Here is a 25,499-nt window from a genome sequence, read left to right as displayed (position 1 = left end):
TTAACATTTTGCTGGAAGCCTCAACCTACGCGGTAGTTTGGCGCTTCCTTGGTGATCTGCACGTCGTGGACATGGGATTCAGCCATGCCGGCGCCGGTGATCCGTACGAACTCTGGCTTGGTGCGCATTTCTTCGATGTTGGCGCTGCCGGTGTAACCCATCGAAGAACGCAGGCCGCCCATCAGTTGATGGATGATGGCGCTCAGGGTGCCCTTGTACGGCACACGGCCCTCGATGCCTTCCGGTACGAGCTTCTCGGCGCCTGCCGAGGAGTCCTGGAAGTAACGGTCGGACGAGCCCTGGGCCTGGGACATGGCGCCCAGCGAACCCATGCCACGGTAAGCCTTGTACGAACGGCCCTGGAACAGTTCGATCTCGCCCGGCGCCTCTTCGGTACCGGCGAACATCGAGCCCATCATCACGCAGGAAGCACCGGCCACGATGGCCTTGGACAGGTCACCGGAGAAACGGATGCCGCCGTCGGCGATCAATGGCACGCCAGTGCCCTCAAGGGCTGCGGCGACGTTGGCGATGGCGCTGATTTGCGGCACGCCTACACCGGCGACGATACGCGTGGTGCAGATCGAGCCTGGGCCGATACCGACCTTGACTGCATCGGCGCCGGCTTCGGCCAGGGCCTTGGCGGCAGCGCCGGTGGCGATGTTACCGCCGATCACCTGCACCTCTGGGAAGTTCTGCTTGACCCAGCGCACGCGGTCGATCACGCCTTTGGAATGGCCGTGGGCAGTGTCGACCACTACCACGTCCACACCGGCGGCAACCAGCGCGGCAACGCGGTCACCGGTGTCTTTACCGGTACCGACGGCAGCACCCACGCGCAGGCGACCTTGGTCATCCTTGCTGGCCAGCGGGTAAGCCTTGGCTTTTTCGATGTCGTTGACAGTCATCATGCCTTTGAGGGCGAATTTGTCGTCGACGATCAGCACGCGCTCGATGCGGTGCTTGTGCAGCAGTTCACGCACATCGTTCTTGTCGGCGCCTTCCTTGACAGTGACCAGACGCTCTTTGGGCGTCATCACTTCGCGGACGGTGACTTCAAGACGGTTTTCGAAACGCACGTCACGGGAAGTGACGATGCCGACCAGGTCGCCATCGTGCAGCACGGGAACACCGGAGATGTTGTGCAGGCGGGTCAGGTCGAACAGGTCACGCACAGTGGCGTCGGCCTCGATGGTGATCGGATCTTTCACCACACCGGCTTCGTACCGCTTGACCTTGCGCACTTCGGCAGCTTGCTGCTCGATGGTCATGTTCTTGTGGATGATCCCGATACCGCCTTCCTGCGCCATGGCAATGGCCAGGCGGGCTTCGGTAACGGTGTCCATCGCAGCGGAAACCAGGGGAATATTCAGCTCGATGCCACGGGTTAGGCGGGTCTTGAGACTGACTTCGTTAGGAAGCACCTCGGAATAACCGGGCACTAGGAGAATGTCGTCGAATGTCAGAGCTTCTTGGCTGATACGCAGCATCGCGGGGGCTCCCGAGCGGGAAAATGGAAGCGCGCCATTATATACATGCACCCTGTCGGGCTCAATGTAAAACTCTGACAAACTTGGTAATACTGATAGATGGATTAAAGCTCGACTTTGACCCAGCTGATCTTCTGGTCCAGCCAATCGGCAAATTCGTCGATAAAGCTCTGCTTGAAACCGGCCTCCGCCCAGTTGTTGAAGATAAATCCCAGGTTGGAAAACCCGCACTCCTGCAGGAACAGGAAGCCGTTGATGTCATCTTCATGCCCACACAGCGGGCAGGTGAAGTTATCGGTGTGGCCGGGCATCCAGTCTTCCAGGCTTTCGAACAGCGCTTCACCCACTTCCTTGCGGCACTCCGGGCAGCCGGCCTCTTCGAGAAAGCCCTTGGCCGGCGTATAGATGCAACGCTTATAGATGATCTCCAGGCCGTTGACCGGTTCATTGAACGGCAGCGCCTCGGGGTACAGCACCACGGCGCGGGCACCGTCAGCCAAGGCGTAGGCCATGCGGTTGCCGGTGCGCCCGCAGGTGGTCAGTTCTTCCTTGATGATGTTCTTGCGCACCAGCCAGCGCACGATCGCCCGGGCGCGGGGTTCATGGACGGGCAAGGTGGAGATTTTCGGAACAAGGATACTTTGGGAGTTCATGGGAGTCCTGCGGTGTGGCTGCTGACGCCATCGGGGGTAGGCAGCTTAATCCCTGCCCCACACAGGTCAAGTACTCAAATACCGCCCGATCAACGCAATGCCGCTGGCCAGCACCAGCCATGTCACCAACCGTACAAACGCTTCACGGGACATGCGCATCGTCAACCTGCGCCCGCACCACAACCCCACGGCCATCGCCGGCAGCAGGCACAGCGCCAACATCAATAGCGGCAAATCAGCGTACACCCCGGCAATCAGGAACAAGCTCAGGCGCACCACTGTGCTGCAACTGATCAGCGCGCTTTGCGTCGCCCGCGCCGCATCCTTGGGCAGGCGGCTGTTCAGGTAGATCGCATATAAAAAGCCACCACTGCCGAACAGCGCACCAAACAACCCGCCGACAGTGCCCATGGGGATCGACCAAGCCGCCGCCAATTGCGTCGGCCGCGCTTTCACCGCCAGGGTGTAAAGGGCATAGGCGGTGATAAACAGCCCCATCAACAGCAGCAACAGGTCTGAATGCAGGTTGAGCAAAAACACCACGCCCAATGTGCAACCGATGGCCATGCACGGCAACAGGCGCAGCAGCTCCGCTTTGTTCACATCCCGTCGTGTTTGCAGCAGGCCGCCAAAGGCTGCGACAAAATCGAGCAATACCAGCAACGGGATGATCTTCGACAGCGGCATGAACAGAATCAAGACAGGCCCGGCCACCAGCGCCGTACCGAAGCCGGCGATACCGAACACGATGTACGCCACCACCACACCCAGGCCGATTACCAGCCAATCCGTACCACCAAACGACCACTGACTCATCAGTTCAACCGGGCTCATGGGTCATTCCTTGAAAGAGACGGCCTTTACTTTAGCCATCAACGAGCGATGCGACTAATATCTTCAAAGCCCTCTACCCATCTCGAAAAGGCATGACGCGTGATCTCCACCCGCCAACTGCGCTACTTCGTCGAAATCGCCGACAGTGGCAGCTTCAGCACGGCCGCCGAACGCCTGTTCGTGGCGCAATCGGCCCTGAGCCGGCAAATCAAGGCCCTCGAAACCCAGCTGCAAACACCGCTGTTCGAGCGCACCGCGCGCCAACCGCGCCTGACCGCCGCCGGCGAAGCCTTTTACCCACGGGCGCGCAACCTGCTGAGTGAGTTGCTCAAGGCCAGCGAACTGGCTACCCAAGTCGGCAATGGCCAGCTCGGCACCCTGCGCCTCAGCCATTCGAGCACCGTGCCGATGAGTGGTCGTTTGTTGCAGGGCATCAGTACCTGGCTGGCACGCTGCCCCGAGGTGTCGATGAATATCGTCAAATTGTCCTCCGAAGCCCAGTTGGAAGAGATCGCCGAGGGCCGCCTGGAAATCGGCCTGCTGCGCTTGCCGGTGTTGCGCCAGCGCGAGGGGGTGAGCGTATTGCCTTTATATAGCGAACAGGTGTTGCTGGCGGTGCCGTCGAATCACCCGTTATCACACACCGACAAGCCCATCGAACTGGGGCAACTCAAGGATGAGGCGTTTATCTCGATCCCTCACCCTCAGCGCGGTGGCCTGAGCTATCTGTCGGCTGAACTGTGCATGCGTGCCGGATTTTTCCCCAAGGCGGCGCGCGTCATGTCGCGCAAGACCACCCAGTTGCAACTGATCCAGGCCGGTTTCGGCATAGCCTTGTTACCAGAATCCATGCAGGACATCGCCCCCGCCAATGTGCGTTTTTTACCCCTGGCCGACCCGGACTGCCTGAGCACCGTGGCGCTGACCTGCCAGCAGGCACCGGGCCCGCTGGTGGAGCAATTCTGCCAAACCTTGCGCGAATGCCTATAAACTGCCGCCCATGATTAAAGACCCCTTTGCCCGCCTGGGCCTGGACCGCGAAGTCCTGACTGTCAGCCAACTCAACGGCCGTGCGCGGGTGTTGCTGGAAGACGTATTCACCAATATCTGGGTCGAAGGCGAGATCTCCAACCTCGCCCGCCCGGCCTCCGGCCACGTGTACTTCACCCTCAAGGACAGCGGTGCGCAGGTGCGTTGCGCCCTGTTTCGCAATAACGCCGCCCGGGTGCGCCAGGCGCTGAAGGATGGCCTGGCGGTGAAAGTGCGCGGCAAGGTCTCGCTGTTCGAAGGCCGTGGCGATTACCAACTGATCCTCGACACCGTGGAGCCGGCCGGTGACGGCGCACTGCGCCTGGCCTTCGATGCGTTGAAGGAAAAGCTCAGCGCCGAAGGCCTGTTCAGTGCCGAGCGCAAGGTGCCGCTGCCGGCCCACCCTCGGCGCATCGGCATTATCAGCTCGCCTACCGGTGCGGTGATACGCGACATCATCAGTGTGTTCCGCCGCCGCGCGCCGAACATTGAACTGACTCTGATCCCGACGGCCGTGCAAGGCCGCGAAGCAATCGCGCAGATTGTGCGTGCGCTGAAACTCGCCGACGCACGTGGCTTTGACGCGCTGATCCTGGCGCGTGGCGGCGGCTCGCTGGAAGACCTCTGGTGCTTCAACGAAGAGGCCGTGGCGCGCGCGGTGGATGCTTGCGTCACCCCGATCGTCAGCGCCGTGGGCCATGAAACCGATGTGTCCATCAGCGACTTCGTGGCGGATGTGCGCGCGCCCACCCCGTCTGCCGCCGCTGAACTGCTGGCGCCGGACGCCAGTCACCTCGTGCGCCAGGTGGAAAACCTGCATCGCCGCCTGGTGATGCTGATGCGCAATCGCCTGGCCCACAACCGCTTGCGCCTGGAAGGCATGGCGCGTCGCCTGCGCCACCCCGGCGAGCGCCTGCGCCAGCAGGCTCAGCGCTTGGACGATCTGGACATGCGCCTGCGCCGAGCATTCGAGCGCAGCCTCAATACCCGCCGCGAACGCTTGATCCGCCTGGAAACCCGCCTTGCCGGTCAGCACCCTGGCCGCCAGTTGGCCCTGCTGCGCCAGCGCCTGGACAGCCTTGCCGAACGCCTGCCCCGCGCCATGCGCGAAGGCCTCAAGGCACGGCGCCTGCAACTGCAAAGCCAGGTGCAGACGCTACAGGTGGTCAGCCCGCTGGCAACCCTGGGCCGTGGCTACAGCATCCTGCTGGATGAACGGGGCCAGGCCATCCGCAACGCGGCGCAAACCCACACCGGCCAGCGCCTCACCGCGCGTCTCGGCGAAGGCCAATTGCAAGTGCGGGTGGAAGACAACCACCTCACACCCGTCACCCTTTCGTTATTGGATTGATTGATGCCACGTTTCTTAAGTTTGTTGCTGCTGCTGTGCCTGGCCTTTAACGCGCATGCCGATAGCTACATCAGTCGCACCTTGAACAAACCGGTGCCGGGGGGCGTTGCAGTGGTCGACCTCGGGCCTTCGGCCGGCGCGCCCAAGGCCAGCTATCAGGGCAAACCGGTGCTGGTGGTCAAGGAGCAGGACAATTGGCTGGCGATTGTCGGCATCCCGTTGAGCGTCAAGCCGGGTAACGAGCGCATCAGCAGTGGCGGGCGCAGCCTGCCGTTTATCGTCGGCTACAAGAAATACCCGGAACAGCGCATCACCTTGAAGAACAAAAGCCAGGTCAACCCGGCCCCCGCGCAACTCAAGCGCATCGAGGCGGAACTGGCGGTGCAGATCAAGGCTCTATCGCAGCTTCAGCCCCAACCTGCCGAGCAATCTGGTGCTGGATAAGCCGGTGAACGGGCCGCTGTCGAGCAAGTTCGGTGTGCGCCGGTTCTTCAATGGCGAAGAACGCAACCCGCATTCGGGACTGGATTTTGCGGTGCCGGCGGGAACACCGATCAAGACCCCGGCGAACGGCAAGGTGATCCTGGTGGGTAACTACTTCTTTAACGGCAATACCGTATTCGTCGACCACGGCCAGGGCTTTATCAGCATGTTCTGCCATATGTCCAAGATCGACGTGAAGGTGGGCCAGCAACTGGTACGCGGTACGGTGGTGGGCAAGGTCGGCGCGACTGGCCGCGCCACCGGCCCCCATATGCACTGGAATGTGAGCCTGAACGATGCGCGGGTCGACCCGGCGATTTTCATCGGGGCGTTCCAACCTTGAATGAAGCGATTGCGCGCTGGATAACCGAAGCGCAATTTAATCTAGCCTCCAAGCAATTCCAAACCATAAAATCCCGTTTCTCACGAATATAAAAGAACTTCTCTCAATTTTTAGCGACTGCTTGCCATCTTTCACCCCGACGGTTAGGGTTGAGCTTATGAAAACCTCTCACACCCTCATTCAGCTTCGCCAGCACCGCAGCCTGTGCCTCGTCAGCGCACGACTGCCAGGCTGAATCGATCTGCCTCGTCCCCAAGCTTTATCCCCAAACAACAGTTCTACGGCAGGCCGCCTTTTCTCGGCCCTACAACAAAGGATTTCCCGATGAGCATGCTCAAAGACCCGTCTTCGAAGTACCGTGCGTTCCCGACTATCGACATCCCGGACCGCACCTGGCCATCCAAAACCATCACCACCGCGCCGATCTGGTGCAGTTCCGACCTGCGTGATGGCAACCAGTCGCTGATCGAGCCGATGGACGCGGTGAAAAAGCTGCGCTTCTGGAAGACCCTGGTTGCCGTCGGCGTGAAGGAAATCGAAGCCTCGTTCCCCGCTGCGTCGCAAACCGACTTTGACTTCGTGCGTACCCTGATCGAAGACAACCACATCCCCGAGGACACCACCATCCAGGTGCTGACCCAGGGCCGTGAAGACTTGATCGCGCGTACGTTCGAATCCCTGCGCGGCGCCAAAAAAGCCATCGTGCACTTGTACAACGCCACGTCGCCGTCGTTCCGCCGTATTGTGTTCAACCAGGACAAGGATGGCATCAAGGCCATCGCGGTCAACGCCGCCAAGCTGTTCGTCAAATACGCCGCCCAGCAGCCGGAAACCCAGTGGACGTTCGAGTATTCCCCGGAAACCTTCAGCGCCACTGAGCTGGAATTCGCCAAGGAAGTCTGTGATGCAGTGATCGAGGTGTGGAACCCGACGCCTGAGCACAAGATGATCCTCAACCTGCCGGCCACTGTCGAATGCGCAACGCCGAATATCTATGCCGACCAGATCGAGTGGTTCGGTCGCCATATCAACCGTCGTGACAGCGTGATCATCAGCTTGCACACCCACAACGACCGTGGCACCGGCGTAGCCGCCACCGAGCTGGGCCTGATGGCCGGCGCCGACCGTGTCGAAGGCTGCCTGTTCGGCAATGGCGAGCGCACCGGCAACGTCGATCTGGTAACCGTGGCACTGAACATGTACACCCAGGGCCTCGACCCGCAGCTGGATTTCTCCGACATCGATGGCGTGCGCAAAGTGGTTGAAGAGTGCAACCAGATCCAGGTGCACCCGCGTCACCCGTACGTCGGCGACCTGGTGCACACCGCGTTCTCCGGCTCCCACCAGGACGCCATCCGCAAAGGTTTCAGCCAGCAGAAAGACGATGCCCTGTGGGAAGTGCCGTACTTGCCGATCGACCCGGCCGACATCGGACGCAGCTACGAAGCAGTGATTCGTGTGAACAGCCAGTCGGGTAAAGGCGGTATCGCCTACCTGCTGGAGCAGGAATACGACATCAGCTTGCCGCGTCGCATGCAGATTGAGTTCAGCCAGGTGGTACAGGCCGAAACCGACCGCGTGGGCCTGGAAATGACCGCACCGCAGATCTACGCCTTGCTGCAACGCGAGTACCTGCAAGCCAACACCCCGTACGCGCTGGTCAGCCATCGCTTGCAGGAAGAGAACGGCAACAGTTTTGTCGAGGTGGAAGTTTCCGGCAAGGGCCAGGGCGAGACCAACCTGCATTGGAAAGGCAAAGGCAACGGCGCTCTGGAAGCGCTGGTGGCCGGTTTGCCGATTGGCGTGGAGATCATGGACTACAACGAACATGCGATCGGCGCGGGCACCAACGCCAAGGCGGCGGCCTATATCGAGCTGCGCGTGAATGGCGAACGCCCGGTGCACGGTGTGGGCATTGACGAAAACATCACCACCGCCAGCTTCAAGGCGCTGTTCAGCGCACTGAATCGTTCGTTGAGCCAGCAAGAAGCGACGAAGGCGGCGTAAGCTATCGTCGCAATGCAAAAGGCCCCTGGCTGAGAATCCAGGGGCCTTTTTATTGAGTTTCAGATTTGGGTTGCCTGATAGCGCCTCATCGGGTTCAAGCCCCCTCCCACATTTTGAATATATTCACAAATCAAGGTGTGGGAGGGGCTTGCCCCCGATAGCGGTCTGTCAGACAAACTGAAAGCTATCGGCATCCAGGTTCGCCGGGAATCGGCTGCGATAAGCAGACAACTCGGCCGCATCCAGCATCACCTGGAACACCCCGTCCGCCTCCCCCGCACTCAGCAAGGTTTCGCCCTGGAAATCCAGCACCTGGCTGTCGCCGGTATAGGCAAAGCCTTTGCCGTCCGTGCCCACCCGATTCACCGCCGCCACATAGCACAGGTTTTCAATCGCCCGCGCCGGCAGTAGACGGTTCCAGTGCTGACGCCGCGCGCCCGGCCAGTTGGCGGTGTACAACAGCAGGTCCGTATCCTGGGCATCGCGGCTCCACACCGGGAAGCGCAGGTCATAGCAAATCAGCGGCCGAATGCGCCAGCCCTTCAACTCGACCTGCACCTGGCGCTCGCCGGGGGTGTAGTGATCGTGTTCACCCGCCATACGGAACAGATGGCGCTTGTCATAGTGCAACACCTCGCCATCCGGCCGTGCCCACAGCAGGCGGTTGCGGTGACTGCCGTCGGCAGCCTGGATGATCACGCTGCCAGTGATCACCGCGTTGTACGTTGCCGCCTGGGCTTGGAGCCAAACATGGGTCGGACCGTTTTCAGGCTCGGCCAGGGCGGCCGACGCCATGGAAAACCCGGTCGTGAACATCTCCGGCAGCACGATCAAATCGGCGCCTTTGGCCTGTGCCAGCAGCAACTCGAAGTGATCAAGATTGGCTTGGCGGTCGTGCCAGGCCAATGTGGTCTGGATCAAAGCAATATTCAGATTCGGCAGTGCACTCAGATCACGCATAGTTTTTCAGCTGCTTGTCGCAGCGTCTCCTCGCGTTTGGCGAAGCACAGACGCACCAGGCGCTGGCCCTGGGGTGGGTTCTGGTAGAACACCGAGACTGGGATAGTGGCCACGCCGTGCTCACGGGTCATCCACAGCGACATGGCCACGTCGTCCAGGTCGGGGCGAATCCGGGAGTAATCCACCAGCTGGAAGTAGGTACCGGTAACCCGCGCAAAGCTGAAACGCGACGGCGCCAGCAGGTCACAGAACAGGTCGCGCTTGGCCTGGTAGAACGCCGGTAGTTCGTCGACATGTTCCGGGTGGTCGGCCATGAAGTCGGCCAGCGCGAACTGCAATGGCGTCACGCCGCAGAAATTGACGTACTGGTGCACCTTGCGCAGTTCTGCGGTGAGCGCGGGCGGCGCGACGACGTAGCCGGTTTTCCAACCGGTGACGTGGTAGGTCTTGCCAAACGAACTGACCACGAAAGCACGCTGATACAGCTCTTCGTGAGCCAGCACGCTGACATGAGGCACGCCATCGAATACCAAGTGTTCGTAGACCTCGTCGCTGACCAGGTAGATGTCACGGTCGCGGATCAGGTCGGCCAGTTGGTCCAGCTCGGCACGGCTGATCAGCGCGCCTGTGGGGTTGTGCGGCGTGTTGAGGATGATCATGCGCGTGCGGGGCGACAGCGCGGCCTGGATCTGCTCGAAGTCCAGCGCAAAGCCCGGCAGGCTCAGTTGCACATGCACGCACCGGCCCCCGGCCAGTTCCACCGAAGGCTCGTAGCTGTCGTAGCTGGGGTCGAACACGATGACTTCGTCGCCGCTTCGAATCACGGCCTGGATCGCACAGAAAATCGCGGCGGTGGCGCCGGGGGTGATGGTCACTTCGGTGTCGGCATTGACCGTGGCGCCGTAGCTGCGCGCGATCTTGGCCGCTACCTGCTGGCGCAACGCCGGCAGGCCGGTCATCGGGGAATATTGGTTATGGCCGCTGGCAACGTGTTTGCCCACGGCGTCGAGCAAACCCTGGGGGCCATTGAAGTCGGGGAACCCCTGGGACAGGTTGAGCGCGCCGGTTTCGGCGGCGAGTTGTGACATGGTGGTGAAAATAGTCGTGCCGACATTCGGCAGCTTGCTGGTGATCATGGGAGCCCCCTTCGGGTGAGCTGCAAGTTTTAAGCTGCAAGCTGCAAGCGGGTCAAGCGACAAACCACCGGACACAAAAAAGGGCTCCAAGGGAGCCCTCTCTTGCAGCGTGTCGCTTAACGTGAAGCGGCTGCTATTTCTTATCGCGGCGCTTCTTGTCGGCCTTCTTGTGGTGAGTCATCAAACGACGCTTCTTGTTCACCTGACGGTCGGTCAGTGTGTTCTTGTTGCCTTCGTATGGGTTCTCGCCACCCTTGAACTCGATACGGATCGGCGTACCGACCAGTTTCAAGACACGGCGGTAGGTGTTTTCCAAATAACGCACGTAGGACTTGGGCACCTTCTCGATCTGGTTACCGTGGATCACGATAATCGGCGGGTTGGCACCGCCCAGGTGGGCGTAACGCAGTTTGATCCGGCGGTTGTTGACCATCGGCGGCGCGTGCTCGCCGACCGCATCTTCCAGGATCTGGGTGAGGCGGTTGGTCGGCCAGCGGGTCACCGCGGACTTGAACGAGTTCTGCACGGACGCGTAGAGGTTGCCCACGCCGGTACCGTGCAGGGCCGAGATAAAGTGGATATCGGCAAACTCAACGAAGAACAGGCGACGCTGCAGCTCGATCTTGACGAAATCGCGCTCGCTCGGCGTCATGCCGTCCCACTTGTTGATCGCGATTACCAACGCCCTACCGGCTTCCAGGGCAAACCCCAGCAGGTTGAGGTCGTGGTCCACCACGCCTTCGCGGGCATCCATCACAAAGATCACCACGTTGGCGTCTTTGATCGCTTGCAGGGTTTTGACCACGGAGAACTTTTCAACTTCCTCGTGGATCTTGCCGCGTTTGCGCACACCGGCGGTGTCGATCAGCGTGTACTTCTCGTCGTTACGCTCAAACGGGATGTAGATGCTGTCGCGAGTGGTGCCGGGCTGGTCATAGACGATGACGCGGTCTTCACCGAGCATGCGGTTGACCAGGGTCGACTTGCCGACGTTCGGGCGGCCGATGATGGCGATCTTGATGCCGTCTTTTTCACTTGGGCCAGGAATGCGCTTGGCTTCCTCACCTTCGGCAACGATCTCTTCCTCGCCTTCCTCTTCCTCAGCGTCATCCTTGGGGAAATCGCGCAGGGCAATTTCCAGCATTTGGGTGATGCCGCGACCGTGGGCGCCAGCGATAGGGATTGCGTCGCCCAGGCCCATCGGGCTGAATTCGGCACGGGCCTGCTCAGGATCGATGTTATCGATCTTGTTGGCGATCAAGTAGGAACGCTTGTTGCGCTTGCGCAGGTGCTCGCCAATCATCTGGTCGGCAGCGGTGTAGCCCGCACGGGCGTCCACCAGGAACAACACGACATCGGCTTCTTCAATGGCCAGCAGCGACTGCTCGGCCATTTTTTCGTCCATGCCATGCTCGTCACCGGAGATACCCCCAGTGTCGACAATAATATAGGAGCGCCCTTGCCACTTTGCCTCACCGTATTGGCGATCACGGGTCAGACCGGACAAGTCGCCGACGATGGCGTCGCGAGTCCTGGTCAGGCGGTTGAACAAGGTGGACTTGCCGACGTTAGGTCGGCCCACCAGGGCGATTACGGGAACCATGCGGCTCTCCACTTCGTTATTTCAGAAAATACAAAAGCCGCTGCAAGGCAGCGGCTGGTGCTCGGGGCAGCATCGTCAGATGCCGCATGCCCCGCCGAAGCAGGGCCGCCTGGGTGTTACCCCAAGCATCGTTCTTACTTGATGGTCAGGGCTTCCAGCTTGCCGCTGTTGCCATACACATAAAGCATGTTACCCACCACCAGCGGACGCGCACGCAGGCCGTCGCTGTCGATACGCTCACGACCTACAAAGCGACCGTCCACCTGGCTCAGCAGGTGCAGGTAGCCTTCGAAGTCGCCGACCGCCACGTAGCTGGAGAATACTTCCGGTGCCGACAGCTGACGGCGAGCCAGGGAGTCGTTGCTCCACAATGCAGTGGTGGAACGCTCGTCGACACTTTCAACGGTGCCGGACGCCAGGCTGACGTAGACGCTGCCAAACCCTTGGGCGACACCGGCGTAGCTGGAAGCATCACGCTGCCAATTGACGCGGCCGCTTTGCAGGTCCAGCGCGGCAACGCGGCCCTGGTAGGTGGCGACATAAAGGGTTTCACCCGACAGCAGCAAGCCACCATCGATGTCCACGACGCGATCCAGTTCCGAACGACCTTGCGGGATGGCCACACGGGTTTCCCAGGTCGGCACGCCGTTCTGGGTGTCCAGGGCGACCACTTTACCGGTCGACAGGCCTGCAACGGCCAGATTGTTGGTCACAACCGGACCACTGGTACCGCGCAGGGTCAACACCGCAGGGGTGCTGTCGTACAACCAACGCTGTTCGCCGGTGCTGGCATCCAGGCCGATGACACGGTCGTCCTGAGTTTGTACCACGACGATATCGCCGTTGGTGGCAGGCGGCGCGAGGACTTCACTGGTCACGCGAGCGCGCCATTTCTCTTCACCGGTGCTGGAATCCAGGGCTACGACCTCACCTTTCAGCGTGCCGACCATCACCAGGCCGTAACCCACGCCTACGGCGCCGGACACTGGCAACTCGAGGTCTTTCTTCCACTTGACGTCGCCGTTCATGCGATCCATGGAGATCACCACGCCGGTCACGTCAGCGGCCACAATGTTGTCACCGTCGATTGCCGGTACCAACATGTTGTAGGTTTCGCCCTGACCGTCACCGATGGAGCGGCTCCACTGCTTTTGCAGGACCACTTCTTCCTTGAAACTGGTCAGCTCCGCCGGTGGCAGTTCTTTTTTACTGTTGCTGCTGCAACCCGCGGCCAGAACGGCCAGAGCCAGCAATGCTGCATGTTTCCAACGGATCACGTCACGCATCCCCTTTGGCCAAGTCGTCCAGCTTGATTTGTAAGCCACCGACCGCCGCTTCATCAGACAGCGCCGCCTTGGCTTTTTTATACGCAGCATTGGCTTCGTCGGTACGACCCAATTGGACCAACAGGTCGCCCTTGAGCTCTTCGCGAGTGGCTACAAATGCCTTGTCCGCATCGCCGTCGAGCAGTTTGAGTGCTTCGTCAGCCTTATTTTGTGCCGCCAGTACCTGGGCCAGACGCTGACGTGCGATTTCGCCCAGGGTCGGGTTGGCTGGCTTGTCAGCGATTGCCTTGAGTTCTGCGCCAGCGTCATCCAGCTTACCGGTGTCGACCGCAACTTTCGCGACGAACAGGCTACCGTATTGGGCGTAGGTGCTACCGCCGAATTCGTTTTTCAGCTTGCCGGCCAGGTCCGCAACTTGCGCCGGATCGGGCTTGCCGCTAGGCGTCAGCGTGGTTTCCAGCAGTTGCTGATAGAGGATCGAGGCGCCCTGGGACTGGTTGGCCTGATACTTGTGCCAGGCTTGCCAGCCGAACACCACCACTAAAGCCAGCAGACCGCCGGTAACCAGAGGCTTGCCGTTACGCTGCCACCAGTCCTTGAACTCGGCCAGTTGCTCATCATCAGTACTCGACACCCCAACACTCCTTAATCGCTAAATTCGGCTGTTCGACAGCTTCAACCCTGCACGACGCAGGTGGCCAAGTGCGCAGCGAGCGCATCGAAGGCAATGTTCTGTTGCTCACCCTGGCCACGCAGGGGCTTGAAACCTATCACTTGCTGGGCCAGTTCGTCATCGCCGAGGATCAGCGCATACAGCGCACCGCTCTTGTCGGCCTTCTTGAACTGGCTCTTGAAGCTGCCGGCACCGGCGTTGATCTGCAGGCGCAGGTTCGGCAGTTGGTCACGCACCTTCTCGCTCAAGGCCAGGGCAGCCAGTTCGGCGGCTTCGCCAAACGCACAGAGGTACACGTCCACCTGACGGGAGATTTCTTCCGGGACCTGCTCCAGGGTTTCCAGCAGCAGGATCAGCCGCTCGATACCCATGGCAAAGCCTACGCCCGTGGTCGGCTTGCCGCCCATCTGCTCGACCAGGCCGTCGTAACGGCCGCCCGCGCACACGGTGCCCTGGGCGCCGAGCTTGTCGGTGACCCACTCGAACACGGTTTTACTGTAGTAGTCGAGGCCGCGCACCAGTTTCGGGTTGATCACGTAGGGAATACCGGCCGCGTCCAGACGAGCCTTGAGGCCCTCGAAGTGCGTGCGGGATTCATCGTCCAGGTAGTCGGCCATTTTCGGCGCGTCGATCAGTACGGCCTGGGTGTCGGCGTTCTTGGTATCCAATACGCGCAACGGGTTGGTCTTCAGGCGACGCTGGCTGTCTTCGTCCAGCTTGTCCAGGCGAGCGGAGAGGAACTCCACCAGGGCTTCGCGATAGCGACCGCGGGACTCGCTGGTGCCCAGGCTGTTGAGCTCAAGCTTGACCGCATCGCGGATGCCCAGCATGCCCCACAGGCGCCAGGTCAGCACGATCAGCTCTGCGTCAATGTCCGGGCCGTCGAGGTTGAACACTTCGAGGCCGATCTGGTGGAACTGGCGATAACGGCCTTTTTGCGGGCGTTCGTGACGGAACATCGGGCCGATGTACCACAGTTTCTGCGGTTGACCGCCGCCGGTGAGACCATGCTCAAGCACGGCGCGCACGCACGCTGCGGTCCCTTCCGGACGCAAGGTCAGGGAGTCGCCGTTGCGGTCTTCAAAGGTGTACATCTCTTTTTCGACGATGTCGGTCACTTCACCGATGGAGCGTTTGAACAGCTCGGTGAACTCAACGATCGGCATGCGGATCTGCTTGTAACCGTAGTTATCCAGCAGACGCGCGACCGTGTTCTCGAAGTAGCGCCACAGGGGCGTCTGCTCCGGCAGGATGTCGTTCATGCCACGAATGGCTTGCAGAGACTTGCTCACATCAAATCCTTAAATTCGTTCTTAGCCGCGTGCGATAAGCGCTGCGTCAGCGGCGACCTTCTCGGCCGCTTTCTCGCGGATCAGCTTTTCCAGCTCATCCACAAGATTGTCATTCGTTAACTTCTGCGACGGTTTGCCATCGATGTAGATCAGGTTCGGAGTTCCGCCGGTCAAGCCCACATGGGCTTCCTTGGCTTCACCCGGCCCGTTGACCACACATCCGATCACGGCGACATCCAGCGGCACCAGCAGGTCCTCGAGGCGCAACTCCAGGTCGTTCATGGTTTTCACCACGTCGAAGTTCTGCCGCGAGCAGCTCGGGCAGGCGATGAAGTTGATGCCACGGGAACGCAAACGCAGGGATTTGAGAATGTCGTAGCCGACTTTCACTTCCTCTACGGGGTCTGCCGCCAACGAGATGCGGATAGTATCGCCAATCCCTTCGGCGAGCAGCATACCGAGACCCACCGCAGATTTCACTGTGCCTGAGCGCAAACCGCCCGCTTCAGTGATACCCAGGTGCAACGGTTGCACGATTTCCTTGGCCAGCAAGCGGTAGGCTTCAACCGCCATGAACACGTCGGAGGCCTTTACGCTGACCTTGAAGTCCTGGAAATTCAGGCGTTCAAGGTGCTCGACGTGGCGCAGCGCCGACTCAACCAGCGCCGCCGGAGTAGGCTCGCCGTATTTTTTTTGCAGGTCTTTTTCCAGGGAACCGGCGTTGACGCCGATGCGGATCGGAATCCCGCGGTCACGGGCTGCATCCACCACCGCGCGCACACGGTCTTCACGACCGATGTTGCCTGGGTTGATGCGCAGGCAGTCCACGCCCAGCTCGGCAACGCGCAGCGCGATCTTGTAGTCGAAATGGATGTCGGCAACCAACGGCACCTTGACCAATTGCTTGATGCGGCCAAAGGCTTCGGCAGCGTCCATGTCCGGCACTGAAACCCGCACGATATCGACGCCGGCAGCTTCCAGGCGGTTGATCTGGGCAACGGTGGCGGCCACGTCGTTGGTGTCGCTGTTGGTCATGCTCTGCACTGCGATGGGGGCATCGCCGCCCACCGGCACCGAGCCGACCCAGATCTTGCGCGATACGCGACGTTTGATTGGAGATTCGCCGTGCATGACTATTGTCCCAACTTGATGCGAGCAGTCTCGCCACTGGTGAACGGCGCCACGTCCACAGGCTGGCCGTTGTAGGCCACTTGCGCGCCACGGGCAAAGCCCAGACGCAGCGTCAAAGGAGGCTTGCCGCCCTGGTCGAGCGTATCGCCCTTACGCTTCAGCCCGCTAAACAGCACTTTGCCATTGCCATCGGTGACTTGCGTCCAGCAGTCAGCGATGAACGTAACCTGTACCCGGCCGTCACCGGCGATCAACGCAGGGGTGGTGGGCGGCGAAATGGCGGGCGCTGCCGGGGCGGCCGGCGTAGCGGGCGTCGAAGTAGGTGCCGCAGGTGCATGGGGCTGGGCAGCAACGGAAGCCGCCGGCGTGGCAGGTGCTACCGGAGCAGGTATGGCAGCGGTGGCGGCAGGCGCCGTTTCCGGCACGGGCTGTTCGGTTGCGAGCGGGGCTTCAGGCGTGGCCTGGCCTTCGGCAACGGCCTGGTCTTCGGGCTCATCGAGCGGGTGAATCTGGGTGGTACCATCGGCGCTTTCGACTTCGACATGCTCCATGGCGTTACTGGTCAGGTCCTTGGTGCGCAGGGACGTCTGGTCTTGCCACCACAAAAACCCGCCGCCGATCACGGCGATCAGCAGCAGCAGGCTGACAATTCGCAAAATAGTGTGGGAAACCCGCACCGGTTCTTCGATGCGACCCAAGCCATGGACATTGCTGCCCTGGGAGTCGGTACCGGTGAACTGGTCGAATTGCTGAACCAGGACGGCCTGGTCGATACCCAGCAACTTGGCGTAGGCGCGGATATAGCCGCGGGCAAACGTGTGCCCAGGCAGCTTATCGAACGCACCGGCTTCGAGGTTGGCCAGGGACGTAGTGGTCAAATTGAGCTTGAGGGCCACTTCCGACAGCGACCAACCATTGCTTTCGCGGGCCTGACGCAAGGTGTCGCCTGGGTTTACGCGATTAGCTGCTACAACTTCCGGGTGCGCCGCTTTCATCATTGCTCCGACAGGTATTGCTGATATTCCGGCGTACCGGGATAGAGTCGTTCGAGTTGCTGGCCAAAATGTGCGGCCGTGTCGCGTTCTTCGTGAACCGTCGCCAGGCGTACACCGAGCAATAGACTACGTGCATTCTGCCCGCTGAGCAGGCTAAAACGTTCGTAATAGTCACGTGCCGGCACATAATGCCTGTCTTCGTAAGACAACTCAGCCATTTCGAGCAATGCCCGTGGCTGACGGCTGTTCAGGTGCAGGGCTTTTTCCAACTGCTGGCGAGCGCTGTCGCGCTGGCCCAGACGCACCGAGGTCACCCCGAGGTTTTCGAACACCCGCGAGCGTTCCGGGTAGAGGGTATCGGCGGATGCTTGCTGGAAATAACGGGAGGCCTGGTCATAACGTTTCTGCTCGAACAGGAAGCTGCCGTAATTGTTCAGCAGTCGCGGGTCCGAAGGACGAGAGGCCAAGGCTTTATTGAAGTAGCGTTCGGCCAGTTCAGGCTCGGCCTGAGCCTGGAACACCAAAGCCAATGCGGCATTGGCATCGGCATCGTCGCCATCCAGCTCAAGGGCTTTTTTCAACGGCACCTTCGCTTGCTCGCTCATGCCCTGCTGCAAATAACCCAAGCCCAATCGCACATAAGCAACTCGCGCTTCGTCACGCCCCTTACCGGTTTGCAAAGGGCTGTCATGGCCCGATGAAACACAACCAGCCGCCAGGCCGGTAACAAGCAGAAGCAGCGCGAGGCGCAAGGGCATAGAGATCCTCTCTCAGATTCGATTCACAGCAATTTGCGGTAGATCGTCGGCGGCGTTCAGTTCACGCACGGCGATATAACGTTCACTGCGTCGGGTACGGTCCATCACCTGCCCAACCAACTGGCCACAGGCCGCGTCGATGTCTTCACCACGGGTGGTGCGTACCGTCACGTTGTAACCTGCCTGGTGCAATTGGTCCTGGAAACGGCGGATGGCGTTGTTGCTCGGCCGCTCGTAGCCGGAATGGGGAAACGGGTTAAACGGAATCAGGTTGATCTTGCACGGGGTGTTCTTGAGCAGCTCGATCATCTCGACCGCGTGCTCGACCTTGTCGTTGATGTCCTTGAGCATGGTGTACTCAATGGTCAGCACGCGCTTTTCACCCAAGGTCGCCATGTAGCGCTGGCAAGATTCGAGCAACATCTTAAGCGGATATTTTTTGTTGATCGGCACCAATTGATTACGCAATGCGTCATTGGGTGCGTGCAGCGACAACGCCAGGGAGACGTCAATGTGCTTGGCCAGCTCATCGATCATCGGTACCACGCCGGAGGTCGACAGGGTGACACGGCGCTTGGAGATGCCGTAACCCAGGTCGTCCATCATCAGGTGCATGGCCGCAACTACGTTGTCGAAGTTCAGCAGCGGCTCACCCATGCCCATCATCACCACGTTGGTGATGGCACGGTCGACGGTTGCCGGGACGCTGCCAAAGGATTTGTTGGCAATCCACACCTGGCCGATGACTTCGGCGGCGGTGAGGTTGCTATTGAAGCCTTGCTTGCCGGTGGAGCAGAAACTGCAGTCCAGGGCACAGCCAGCCTGGGACGAAACGCACAAAGTACCGCGTTTGCCCTGGGGGATATACACGGTCTCGACGCAGCTGCCGGACGCCACGCGCACCACCCACTTACGGGTGCCGTCGCTGGAGATGTCCTCGCTGACAACCTCGGGACCACGGACCTCGGCAATGGCCTTGAGCTTGTCGCGCAGGGCCTTGCTGACGTTCGTCATGGCGTCGAAATCGTCGACGCCAAAGTGGTGAATCCATTTCATTACCTGACCGGCACGGAAACGCTTCTCCCCGATTGAGTCGAAGAATTTCTCCATTTCCGGCTGAGTCAGCCCCAGCAGGTTGGTTTTAACAGTCGATATAGTCATGGATTCACCCTCACTCTTTAAGCCGATGCTTAGCGAGCGGTTACTTCAGTAGCGGCGAAAAAGTACGAGATTTCGCGAGCAGCAGCGGCTTCGGAGTCCGAACCGTGAACAGCGTTGGCGTCGATGGACTCAGCGAAGTCAGCGCGGATGGTGCCGGCAGCCGCTTCTTTAGGGTTGGTAGCGCCCATCAGCTCACGGTTCAGAGCGATAGCGTTTTCGCCTTCCAGAACCTGAACAACAACAGGGCCAGAGATCATGAAGGCAACCAGGTCGCCGAAGAAGCCACGAGCGCTGTGCTCAGCGTAGAAGCCTTCAGCTTCAGCCTTGGACAGTTGCTTGAGTTTCGAAGCTACAACCTTCAGGCCGGCTTTTTCGAAACGAGTGGTGATCTCGCCGATGACGTTTTTTGCAACAGCGTCAGGCTTGATGATGGAGAAAGTACGTTGAACAGCCATGGTGTAACTCCAGAAACGGTAATTTACGAAAAATTAAACCCGCGAATTATACGCGGGTTATTGGGTATTGCCTAACTGCGTAAAAAGTCGGCTCAGTCGTCTGCTTCTTCGATCCACAGACCCTGAATCGCCTCCAGGACCTTTTCGCCACCCCGGTCAGGGATGTCGTCGAATTCCGGCAGTGCCATTACGAGGTCGCGCAACTTGACGAAGTTCACGGTAAGAGGATTGACCTCAGGATGAGCTTCCGCAAGTTGTATAGCGATTTCTTGTACATCAACCCATTTCAGGCTCATGACATTTCCTTGAATCAATGCGGCGCTTCGGCCGCATGGTTGAGGGAATATTTCGGAATTTCGACAGTGATGTCTTCCGTGCCGACCTTTGCCTGACAGCTTAGGCGAGAAGTCGCCTCCAGGCCCCAGGCGCGATCCAGAAAGTCCTCTTCCAGCTCGTCCGCTTCTTCGAGAGAGTTGAAACCCTCGCGAATTACGCAGTGGCAGGTCGTGCAGGCGCAGACACCGCCGCAGGCGCTTTCGATCTCGATATGGTTGTCATGGGCAACTTCGAGGATGGACTTGCCGGTCTCAGCCTCCACAACCATACCGTCCGGGCAATGCTCGGCGTGTGGCAGAAAAATGACCTGCGGCATTAATTATTCCTCGATTTCATTCAGGTTGCGCCCGGCCAGTGCGGCTTTCACCGTCTGATCCATGCGGCGGGCGGCAAAGGCATCAGTCACCTGCGACAGGCGCTTGGTCTGTTGCTCGATGGCGTAACCATCGTTGCCTTTCATCAGTTCGGCCAGTTCCTGCATCTGCAGGTCGATGACCATGCGCTCTTCAGCATCCAGCAGACGCTCGCCGTCGGCTTCCAGGGCGCCCTGCACGGCTTCGAGCAGGCGCTGGGCATCGACTTGCTGCTCGCGCAGCACGCGGGCGACCTTGTCGTCACCGGCATATTGGAACGAATCCTTGAGCATCTTGGCGATTTCGCCGTCGGTGAGGCCGTAGGACGGCTTGACCTGAATGCTGGCTTCAACGCCCGAGGCCAATTCACGTGCTGCCACGCTGAGCAGGCCATCGGCGTCGACCTGGAAGGTCACGCGAATTTTCGCCGCACCGGCCACCATCGCCGGGATGCCGCGCAGTTCAAAGCGCGCCAGGGAGCGGCAGTCGCTGATCAGTTCGCGCTCGCCTTGCAGCACATGAATCATCATGGCCGTCTGGCCATCTTTGTACGTGGTGAAATCCTGGGCGCGTGCGACGGGGATGGTGGTGTTGCGTGGAATCACCTTCTCCATCAGGCCGCCCATGGTTTCCAGCCCCAGGGACAGCGGGATCACGTCGAGCAGCAGCAGTTCGCCACCATCGCGTTTATTACCGGCCAGGGTGTCGGCCTGGATAGCGGCGCCGATGGCGACTACTTGATCCGGGTCGATTTCCGTCAATGGCTGGCGGCCAAACGCTTCGGCAACCGCTTCGCGAACGCGTGGGACGCGCGTCGAACCGCCGACCATGACCACAGCGGCCACGTCCTCCAGCTCGATACCGGAATCACGTACAGCCCGACGGCACGCCTTGAGGCTGCGAGCGACCATCGGTTCGATCAACGCATCAAAAGCTTCGCGAGTCAGCTGAGCGGACCAGCTGCCGTAGGAAACTTCAACAGAATCAGCGTCAGTCAGTGCTTCCTTGGCCGCGCAGGCGGTTTGCAGCAGATTACGCTGCGCGCCAGGGTCCAGGTCAGCCGACAAGCCGGCGCTGGTGATGATCCAGCCGGCAATGGCATGGTCAAAGTCATCGCCACCCAGGGCGCTGTCGCCACCGGTAGCCAGCACTTCAAACACACCGCCGGTCAGGCGCAGGATCGAAATATCAAAAGTGCCGCCGCCCAGGTCGTAAATCGCGACGAGGCCTTCGGCGTGCTGGTCCAGGCCATAGGCCACAGCGGCGGCCGTCGGCTCGTTGAGCAAACGCAGCACGTTCAGGCCGGCGAGCTTCGCCGCATCCTTGGTCGCCTGGCGTTGTGCGTCATCGAAATAGGCCGGAACCGTGATCACCGCACCGACCAGTTCGCCGCCCAAAGTGGTTTCGGCACGCTGGCGCAACACTTTGAGGATATCGGCCGACACTTCCACCGGGCTTTTAGGGCCCTGCACGGTGTCGATGAACGGCATATGGGATTCGCCGCCAACGAAGCGGTACGGCAGCTGGTCGCCCAACTGCTTGACGTCGGACAGACCGCGGCCCATCAAGCGTTTAACCGACAGCACGGTATTCAACGGGTCACTGGACGCCGCCAGCCTGGCCGATTCGCCTACTTCGGTGCGATCGGCGTGATAACGCACGGCAGAGGGCAGGATCACCTGGCCATCAGCGTCGGGCAGTGGTTCGGACAGGCCGCTGCGCAAGGCAGCGACCAGGGAGTTAGTGGTGCCCAGATCAATCCCCACCGCCAGACGACGCTGGTGCGGTTGAGGGCTTTGGCCGGGTTCGGCGATTTGCAGTAGAGCCATGGTAATCAGGTCTTATCTGTCTATCAGGCGTGCATCACGGGCAGCACACTGGGTTAATCGTCGAGGCGCTCTTCTAGCTGGCGCACTTCGTAGGAGAGCTTGTCGAGGAACTGCATGCGCCGCATCAGGCGTTCGGCCTGTTCGCGTTGCGCCGCATCATTCCAACAGGCTGCGAAGCTTTCGTTGAGCTCATCCTGGGCCGTTTTCAGACGACGCTTGAAGACCGCGACGCCAGCCAGATCGGCTTCATCCTGCAAGTCTTCGAGCTCTTCGCGCCATTGCATCTGCTGCATCAGGAAGTCCGGGTCGTGCACCGTGACTTCGAGTGGCAGCTCACCGCCGTTCATCGCAAGCAGATATCGCGCGCGCTTGGGCGGGCTTTTTAGCGTCTGATAGGCTTCGTTGAGGCTGGCCGATTGCTCCAGCGCCAAGCGTTGCTCACGCTCGGAGGCGTCAGCGAAGCGGTCCGGATGCACGCCACGCGCCAATTCACGGTAGCGCGCGGCAAGCTGCTCAAGGTCCAGCCGAAAGCTCGGCTGCAGCTCGAATAAAGCGAAATGACAAGGAGTACCCACGAGTAGCCTCAGATGTTGAAGCTTTCGCCGCAGCCACATTCACCGCGCACGTTGGGGTTGTTGAACTTGAAGCCTTCGTTCAACCCTTCCTTGACGAAATCGAGTTCGGTGCCGTCCAGGTAGGTCAGGCTTTTAGGGTCGATGATCACTTTCTCGCCGTGACTTTCGAACACCTGGTCTTCCTCAACCACCTCGTCGACAAACTCCAGCACGTAGGCAAGGCCGGAACAGCCCGTGGTGCGTACACCCAGACGAATCCCCTCACCTTTACCGCGCCCATTCAGGGAGCGGCGAATGTGCTGCGCAGCCGCTTCTGTCATGCTGATAGCCATCGTTGACTCCTTACTCGTCGCCAAATACTTAGATCAAGCCTTTCTTCTGCTTGTAGTCGCGAACGGCCGCCTTGATGGCGTCTTCTGCGAGTACGGAGCAGTGGATTTTCACTGGCGGCAACGCCAGCTCTTCGGCCAGTTGGGTGTTGCTGATCGTCACAGCCTCATCCAGAGTCTTGCCTTTCATCCATTCGGTGGCCAGCGAGCTGGAGGCGATGGCCGAACCGCAGCCGTAAGTCTTGAACTTGGCGTCTTCGATAACGCCAGCTTCGTTGACCTTGATCTGCAGGCGCATTACGTCGCCGCATGCAGGAGCGCCGACCATGCCGGTGCCGACATCAGGGTCTTGCGCATCCATCTTGCCGACGTTACGCGGGTTTTCGTAGTGGTCGATGACCTTTTCGCTGTAAGCCATGGTATTGAATCCTCACTCATCAGGGCCGCTCTGGAACCCTATAGAAACGCCTGCGTTTTCCGCCACGTTCCTACAGAGCTTGGGTGGCGGCTTCTATAGTTAGTGTGCCGCCCACTCGATCTTGGAAATATCGACACCGTCTTTGTACATGTCCCATAGCGGCGACAGAATGCGCAGCTTGTTGACGGCTTCGCAGACTTTCTGCGCGGCGTAGTCGACTTGCTCTTCGGTGGTGAAGCGGCCGAACGTAAAGCGGATCGAGCTGTGTGCCAGTTCGTCGTTGCGGCCCAGGGCGCGCAGTACGTACGAAGGCTCGAGGGACGCCGAAGTGCAGGCCGAACCGGACGAAACCGCCAGGTCCTTGAGCGCCATGATCAGCGACTCGCCTTCGACGTAGTTGAAGCTCAAATTCAGGTTGTGCGGCACACGGGCGGTCATGCTGCCGTTGATGTACAGCTCTTCAAGGTTTTCGACCTGCTTGTAGAAGCGATCGCTCAAAGCCTTGATGCGCACGTTTTCGGCAGCCATGTCTTCCTTGGCTACACGGAAGGCTTCGCCCATGCCGACGATCTGGTGGGTCGCCAGGGTACCCGAACGCATGCCGCGCTCGTGACCGCCGCCGTGCATGGTGGCTTCGATGCGCACACGCGGCTTGCGGCTTACGTAGAGGGCGCCGATGCCTTTAGGACCATAGGTCTTGTGGGCGGAGAACGACATCAGGTCGACTTTCAGCTTGGACAGGTCGATGTCGACCTTGCCGGTAGACTGGGCCGCATCGACATGCAGCAAAATGCCCTTGGAACGGGTCAGTTCGCCGATGGCTGCGATGTCGTTGATGGTGCCGATTTCGTTGTTAACGTGGATCACGGAAACCAGGATGGTGTCTTCACGCAGCGCGGCTTCGATCATGGCCGGGGTGACGATACCGTCGGTGGTTGGCTCAAGGTAAGTCACCTCGAAACCTTCACGCTCCAGTTGGCGCATGGTGTCGAGGACAGCCTTGTGCTCAATCTTGGTGGTGATCAGGTGTTTGCCCTTGGTCGCGTAGAAATGCGCGGCTCCCTTGATTGCCAGGTTGTCGGACTCGGTGGCACCGGAGGTCCAGACGATTTCACGCGGGTCTGCGCCAACCAGGTCAGCGACCTGGCGACGAGCGTTCTCGACCGCTTCCTCGGCTTTCCAGCCGAATACGTGGGAACGGGAGGCTGGGTTGCCGAAGTTTCCGTCAACCAGCAGGCACTCGCTCATTTTTTGCGCGACACGCGGATCAACCGGGGTAGTCGCAGAGTAATCAAGGTAAATCGGCAATTTCATGGACTTTCTCCTAAATCAGGCTGGCTGGCGCGCCGTTAGCTCTTCGGCTGTTACTCGACGGCGGACGCTTCAATCTTGTCCAGACGCGGCGCCTTGGTGTTGCAACGGCGCTGGTCCTGACGCTGGGCTACTTCTTGCACCTCACGGCGAGTCACAAGATCAGCCAAGCTGATACCACTCAAAAACTCATGGATCTGCAGGCTCAGGTCGCACCACAAATGGTGCGTCAGGCAGGTGTCGCCAGCGTGGCAATCACCCAGGCCCTGGCATTTGGTCGCGTCGACGGATTCGTTGACGGCGTCGATCACCTGGGCTACCTGGATGCCTTGCATGTCACGGGACAACTGATAACCGCCGCCCGGCCCACGTACGCTGGAGACCAGATTGCTACGGCGCAATTTGGCGAACAGTTGCTCGAGGTAGGACAGGGAAATGCCTTGGCGCTCGGAGATATCGGCCAGGGACACCGGCCCAGTTTGCGCGTGCAAGGCCAGGTCAAGCATGGCGGTTACCGCGTATCGGCCTTTTGTAGTCAGTCTCATGGACAAGTACCAAGGTGTTTCGGAATGGGAGCAAGTATGCGATTCCCGAGTATTTAAGTCAACTATAAGACCTAGTACTTTAGTCAGGATTACCCGTAAAAAGGGCGCGCGAATCATAGCAGGATGGGGTGGGAACGAACAGCAAGAACGGGGCCGAGCAAAA

At 60.1% G+C, this 25,499-nt stretch carries 25 protein-coding genes and 1 pseudogene; 4 read left to right on the top strand and 22 right to left on the bottom strand.

All coding sequences use genetic code 11. The features are described 5' to 3' along the window. Positions 1–20: 20 nt before the first annotated feature. The 3 genes from guaB to AB4O23_RS09200 all read right to left on the bottom strand — a co-directional run bounded on the left by guaB (position 21) and on the right by AB4O23_RS09200 (position 2,977). A complete protein-coding gene (guaB, locus tag AB4O23_RS09210; protein WP_017530001.1) occupies positions 21–1,490 on the bottom strand; it encodes an IMP dehydrogenase in 1,470 nt (489 codons plus the stop codon). Positions 1,491–1,594: 104 nt separating this feature from the next. After that, positions 1,595–2,143, bottom strand: a complete 549-nt coding sequence (locus AB4O23_RS09205) for a hypothetical protein (protein WP_017530002.1) — start codon at positions 2,141–2,143, stop codon at positions 1,595–1,597. Between the two features lie 66 nt (positions 2,144–2,209). Further along, a complete protein-coding gene (locus tag AB4O23_RS09200) occupies positions 2,210–2,977 on the bottom strand; it encodes a sulfite exporter TauE/SafE family protein (RefSeq protein ID WP_017530003.1) in 768 nt (255 codons plus the stop codon). 99 nt (positions 2,978–3,076) lie between these two features. On the opposite strand from AB4O23_RS09200, the gene AB4O23_RS09195 reads away from it, so the two are divergent. The 4 genes and pseudogenes from AB4O23_RS09195 (at position 3,077) to leuA (ending at position 8,190) form a co-directional block, all read left to right on the top strand. Beyond that, on the top strand, positions 3,077–3,967 hold the full coding sequence (locus AB4O23_RS09195; protein WP_460150440.1) for a LysR family transcriptional regulator: 891 nt from the start codon (positions 3,077–3,079) through the stop codon (positions 3,965–3,967). A 10-nt stretch (positions 3,968–3,977) separates the two neighbouring features. Continuing rightward, positions 3,978–5,357, top strand: coding sequence for an exodeoxyribonuclease VII large subunit (xseA, locus tag AB4O23_RS09190; protein ID WP_017530005.1), 1,380 nt, complete (start codon positions 3,978–3,980; stop codon positions 5,355–5,357). Positions 5,358–5,360: 3 nt separating this feature from the next. After that, positions 5,361–6,183: pseudogene (locus tag AB4O23_RS09185) on the top strand (peptidoglycan DD-metalloendopeptidase family protein). A 324-nt stretch (positions 6,184–6,507) separates the two neighbouring features. Next, on the top strand, positions 6,508–8,190 hold the full coding sequence (leuA, locus tag AB4O23_RS09180) for a 2-isopropylmalate synthase (protein WP_217855351.1): 1,683 nt from the start codon (positions 6,508–6,510) through the stop codon (positions 8,188–8,190). A 168-nt stretch (positions 8,191–8,358) separates the two neighbouring features. On the opposite strand, the gene AB4O23_RS09175 is transcribed toward leuA, so the two are convergent. From AB4O23_RS09175 to iscR, 19 genes are all read right to left on the bottom strand, one after another. After that, positions 8,359–9,150, bottom strand: a complete 792-nt coding sequence (locus tag AB4O23_RS09175) for an amidohydrolase (RefSeq protein WP_068936957.1) — start codon at positions 9,148–9,150, stop codon at positions 8,359–8,361. Beyond that, positions 9,138–10,286 carry a pyridoxal phosphate-dependent aminotransferase gene (locus tag AB4O23_RS09170; protein WP_017530009.1) on the bottom strand — a complete coding sequence of 383 codons (1,149 nt, stop codon included), beginning with the start codon at positions 10,284–10,286 and terminating at the stop codon, positions 9,138–9,140. Before AB4O23_RS09170 ends, AB4O23_RS09175 begins: the two co-directional genes overlap by 13 nt. A 133-nt stretch (positions 10,287–10,419) precedes the next feature. Beyond that, positions 10,420–11,889, bottom strand: coding sequence for a ribosome biogenesis GTPase Der (gene der, locus AB4O23_RS09165; RefSeq protein ID WP_017530010.1), 1,470 nt, complete (start codon positions 11,887–11,889; stop codon positions 10,420–10,422). Between the two features lie 134 nt (positions 11,890–12,023). After that, on the bottom strand, positions 12,024–13,175 hold the full coding sequence (gene bamB / locus AB4O23_RS09160; RefSeq protein ID WP_460147224.1) for an outer membrane protein assembly factor BamB: 1,152 nt from the start codon (positions 13,173–13,175) through the stop codon (positions 12,024–12,026). Next, positions 13,168–13,809 carry a YfgM family protein gene (locus AB4O23_RS09155; protein WP_017530012.1) on the bottom strand — a complete coding sequence of 214 codons (642 nt, stop codon included), beginning with the start codon at positions 13,807–13,809 and terminating at the stop codon, positions 13,168–13,170. Before AB4O23_RS09155 ends, bamB begins: the two co-directional genes overlap by 8 nt. Before the next feature lie 41 nt (positions 13,810–13,850). Next, on the bottom strand, positions 13,851–15,140 hold the full coding sequence (gene hisS / locus AB4O23_RS09150; RefSeq protein WP_017530013.1) for a histidine--tRNA ligase: 1,290 nt from the start codon (positions 15,138–15,140) through the stop codon (positions 13,851–13,853). A 21-nt stretch (positions 15,141–15,161) separates the two neighbouring features. Further along, positions 15,162–16,271, bottom strand: coding sequence for a flavodoxin-dependent (E)-4-hydroxy-3-methylbut-2-enyl-diphosphate synthase (ispG, locus tag AB4O23_RS09145; protein WP_003175952.1), 1,110 nt, complete (start codon positions 16,269–16,271; stop codon positions 15,162–15,164). A gap of 2 nt (positions 16,272–16,273) precedes the next feature. Beyond that, positions 16,274–17,266: a RodZ domain-containing protein gene (locus AB4O23_RS09140; protein ID WP_017530014.1), complete on the bottom strand. Its 993-nt coding sequence runs from the start codon at positions 17,264–17,266 to the stop codon at positions 16,274–16,276. Further along, positions 17,266–18,024 (bottom strand): type IV pilus biogenesis/stability protein PilW, encoded by a 759-nt coding sequence (pilW, locus tag AB4O23_RS09135; RefSeq protein WP_017530015.1) that lies wholly within the window; start codon positions 18,022–18,024, stop codon positions 17,266–17,268. Before pilW ends, AB4O23_RS09140 begins: the two co-directional genes overlap by 1 nt. 12 nt (positions 18,025–18,036) lie before the next feature. Continuing rightward, a complete protein-coding gene (gene rlmN, locus AB4O23_RS09130; protein ID WP_017530016.1) occupies positions 18,037–19,185 on the bottom strand; it encodes a dual-specificity RNA methyltransferase RlmN in 1,149 nt (382 codons plus the stop codon). A gap of 29 nt (positions 19,186–19,214) precedes the next feature. Next, entirely contained in the window at positions 19,215–19,640 is a 426-nt protein-coding gene (ndk, locus tag AB4O23_RS09125) for a nucleoside-diphosphate kinase (protein ID WP_003175956.1), read from the bottom strand. Positions 19,641–19,732: 92 nt separating this feature from the next. Further along, positions 19,733–19,936 (bottom strand): Fe-S cluster assembly protein IscX, encoded by a 204-nt coding sequence (iscX, locus tag AB4O23_RS09120; protein WP_017135947.1) that lies wholly within the window; start codon positions 19,934–19,936, stop codon positions 19,733–19,735. A gap of 14 nt (positions 19,937–19,950) precedes the next feature. After that, positions 19,951–20,292 (bottom strand): ISC system 2Fe-2S type ferredoxin, encoded by a 342-nt coding sequence (gene fdx, locus AB4O23_RS09115; protein WP_015885743.1) that lies wholly within the window; start codon positions 20,290–20,292, stop codon positions 19,951–19,953. A 3-nt stretch (positions 20,293–20,295) separates the two neighbouring features. Beyond that, entirely contained in the window at positions 20,296–22,158 is a 1,863-nt protein-coding gene (hscA, locus tag AB4O23_RS09110; RefSeq protein ID WP_065876686.1) for a Fe-S protein assembly chaperone HscA, read from the bottom strand. A gap of 53 nt (positions 22,159–22,211) precedes the next feature. Continuing rightward, positions 22,212–22,733, bottom strand: a complete 522-nt coding sequence (hscB, locus tag AB4O23_RS09105; protein ID WP_135196996.1) for a co-chaperone HscB — start codon at positions 22,731–22,733, stop codon at positions 22,212–22,214. A gap of 8 nt (positions 22,734–22,741) precedes the next feature. After that, the gene (gene iscA, locus AB4O23_RS09100; protein WP_003209680.1) at positions 22,742–23,065 is read right to left on the bottom strand and encodes an iron-sulfur cluster assembly protein IscA; all 324 of its coding nucleotides are present in this window, start codon (positions 23,063–23,065) and stop codon (positions 22,742–22,744) included. 28 nt (positions 23,066–23,093) lie between these two features. Beyond that, the gene (gene iscU / locus AB4O23_RS09095; RefSeq protein ID WP_017530021.1) at positions 23,094–23,480 is read right to left on the bottom strand and encodes a Fe-S cluster assembly scaffold IscU; all 387 of its coding nucleotides are present in this window, start codon (positions 23,478–23,480) and stop codon (positions 23,094–23,096) included. Positions 23,481–23,579: 99 nt separating this feature from the next. Then, positions 23,580–24,794: an IscS subfamily cysteine desulfurase gene (locus tag AB4O23_RS09090; RefSeq protein ID WP_460062921.1), complete on the bottom strand. Its 1,215-nt coding sequence runs from the start codon at positions 24,792–24,794 to the stop codon at positions 23,580–23,582. Between the two features lie 50 nt (positions 24,795–24,844). Further along, complete coding sequence (gene iscR / locus AB4O23_RS09085; protein WP_003194020.1) at positions 24,845–25,336, bottom strand: Fe-S cluster assembly transcriptional regulator IscR; 492 nt, start codon at positions 25,334–25,336, stop codon at positions 24,845–24,847. Between the last annotated feature and the right edge of the window lie 163 nt (positions 25,337–25,499).

The sequence above is a fragment of the Pseudomonas sp. H2_A10 genome (assembly GCF_054680085.1).
This window is presented reverse-complemented; position numbering and strand designations above follow the sequence as displayed.

Bases quoted from the DNA above. Each gene is read 5' to 3' on its own strand.
- AB4O23_RS09175 (WP_068936957.1), bottom strand. From the start codon at position 9,150: ATGCGTGATCTGAGTGCACTGCCGAATCTGAATATTGCTTTGATCCAG.
- ndk (WP_003175956.1), bottom strand. From the start codon at position 19,640: ATGGCTGTTCAACGTACTTTCTCCATCATCAAGCCTGACGCTGTTGCA.
- bamB (WP_460147224.1), bottom strand. From the start codon at position 13,175: ATGCGTGACGTGATCCGTTGGAAACATGCAGCATTGCTGGCTCTGGCC.
- pilW (WP_017530015.1), bottom strand. From the start codon at position 18,024: ATGCCCTTGCGCCTCGCGCTGCTTCTGCTTGTTACCGGCCTGGCGGCT.
- AB4O23_RS09090 (WP_460062921.1), bottom strand. From the start codon at position 24,794: ATGAAATTGCCGATTTACCTTGATTACTCTGCGACTACCCCGGTTGAT.
- iscA (WP_003209680.1), bottom strand. From the start codon at position 23,065: ATGGCTATCAGCATGACAGAAGCGGCTGCGCAGCACATTCGCCGCTCC.
- fdx (WP_015885743.1), bottom strand. From the start codon at position 20,292: ATGCCGCAGGTCATTTTTCTGCCACACGCCGAGCATTGCCCGGACGGT.
- iscR (WP_003194020.1), bottom strand. From the start codon at position 25,336: ATGAGACTGACTACAAAAGGCCGATACGCGGTAACCGCCATGCTTGAC.
- hscA (WP_065876686.1), bottom strand. From the start codon at position 22,158: ATGGCTCTACTGCAAATCGCCGAACCCGGCCAAAGCCCTCAACCGCAC.
- ispG (WP_003175952.1), bottom strand. From the start codon at position 16,271: ATGCACGGCGAATCTCCAATCAAACGTCGCGTATCGCGCAAGATCTGG.
- guaB (WP_017530001.1), bottom strand. From the start codon at position 1,490: ATGCTGCGTATCAGCCAAGAAGCTCTGACATTCGACGACATTCTCCTA.
- iscX (WP_017135947.1), bottom strand. From the start codon at position 19,936: ATGAGCCTGAAATGGGTTGATGTACAAGAAATCGCTATACAACTTGCG.
- AB4O23_RS09205 (WP_017530002.1), bottom strand. From the start codon at position 2,143: ATGAACTCCCAAAGTATCCTTGTTCCGAAAATCTCCACCTTGCCCGTC.
- der (WP_017530010.1), bottom strand. From the start codon at position 11,889: ATGGTTCCCGTAATCGCCCTGGTGGGCCGACCTAACGTCGGCAAGTCC.
- AB4O23_RS09140 (WP_017530014.1), bottom strand. From the start codon at position 17,266: ATGAAAGCGGCGCACCCGGAAGTTGTAGCAGCTAATCGCGTAAACCCA.
- AB4O23_RS09200 (WP_017530003.1), bottom strand. From the start codon at position 2,977: ATGAGCCCGGTTGAACTGATGAGTCAGTGGTCGTTTGGTGGTACGGAT.
- rlmN (WP_017530016.1), bottom strand. From the start codon at position 19,185: ATGACTATATCGACTGTTAAAACCAACCTGCTGGGGCTGACTCAGCCG.
- leuA (WP_217855351.1), top strand. From the start codon at position 6,508: ATGAGCATGCTCAAAGACCCGTCTTCGAAGTACCGTGCGTTCCCGACT.
- iscU (WP_017530021.1), bottom strand. From the start codon at position 23,480: ATGGCTTACAGCGAAAAGGTCATCGACCACTACGAAAACCCGCGTAAC.
- xseA (WP_017530005.1), top strand. From the start codon at position 3,978: ATGATTAAAGACCCCTTTGCCCGCCTGGGCCTGGACCGCGAAGTCCTG.
- AB4O23_RS09170 (WP_017530009.1), bottom strand. From the start codon at position 10,286: ATGATCACCAGCAAGCTGCCGAATGTCGGCACGACTATTTTCACCACC.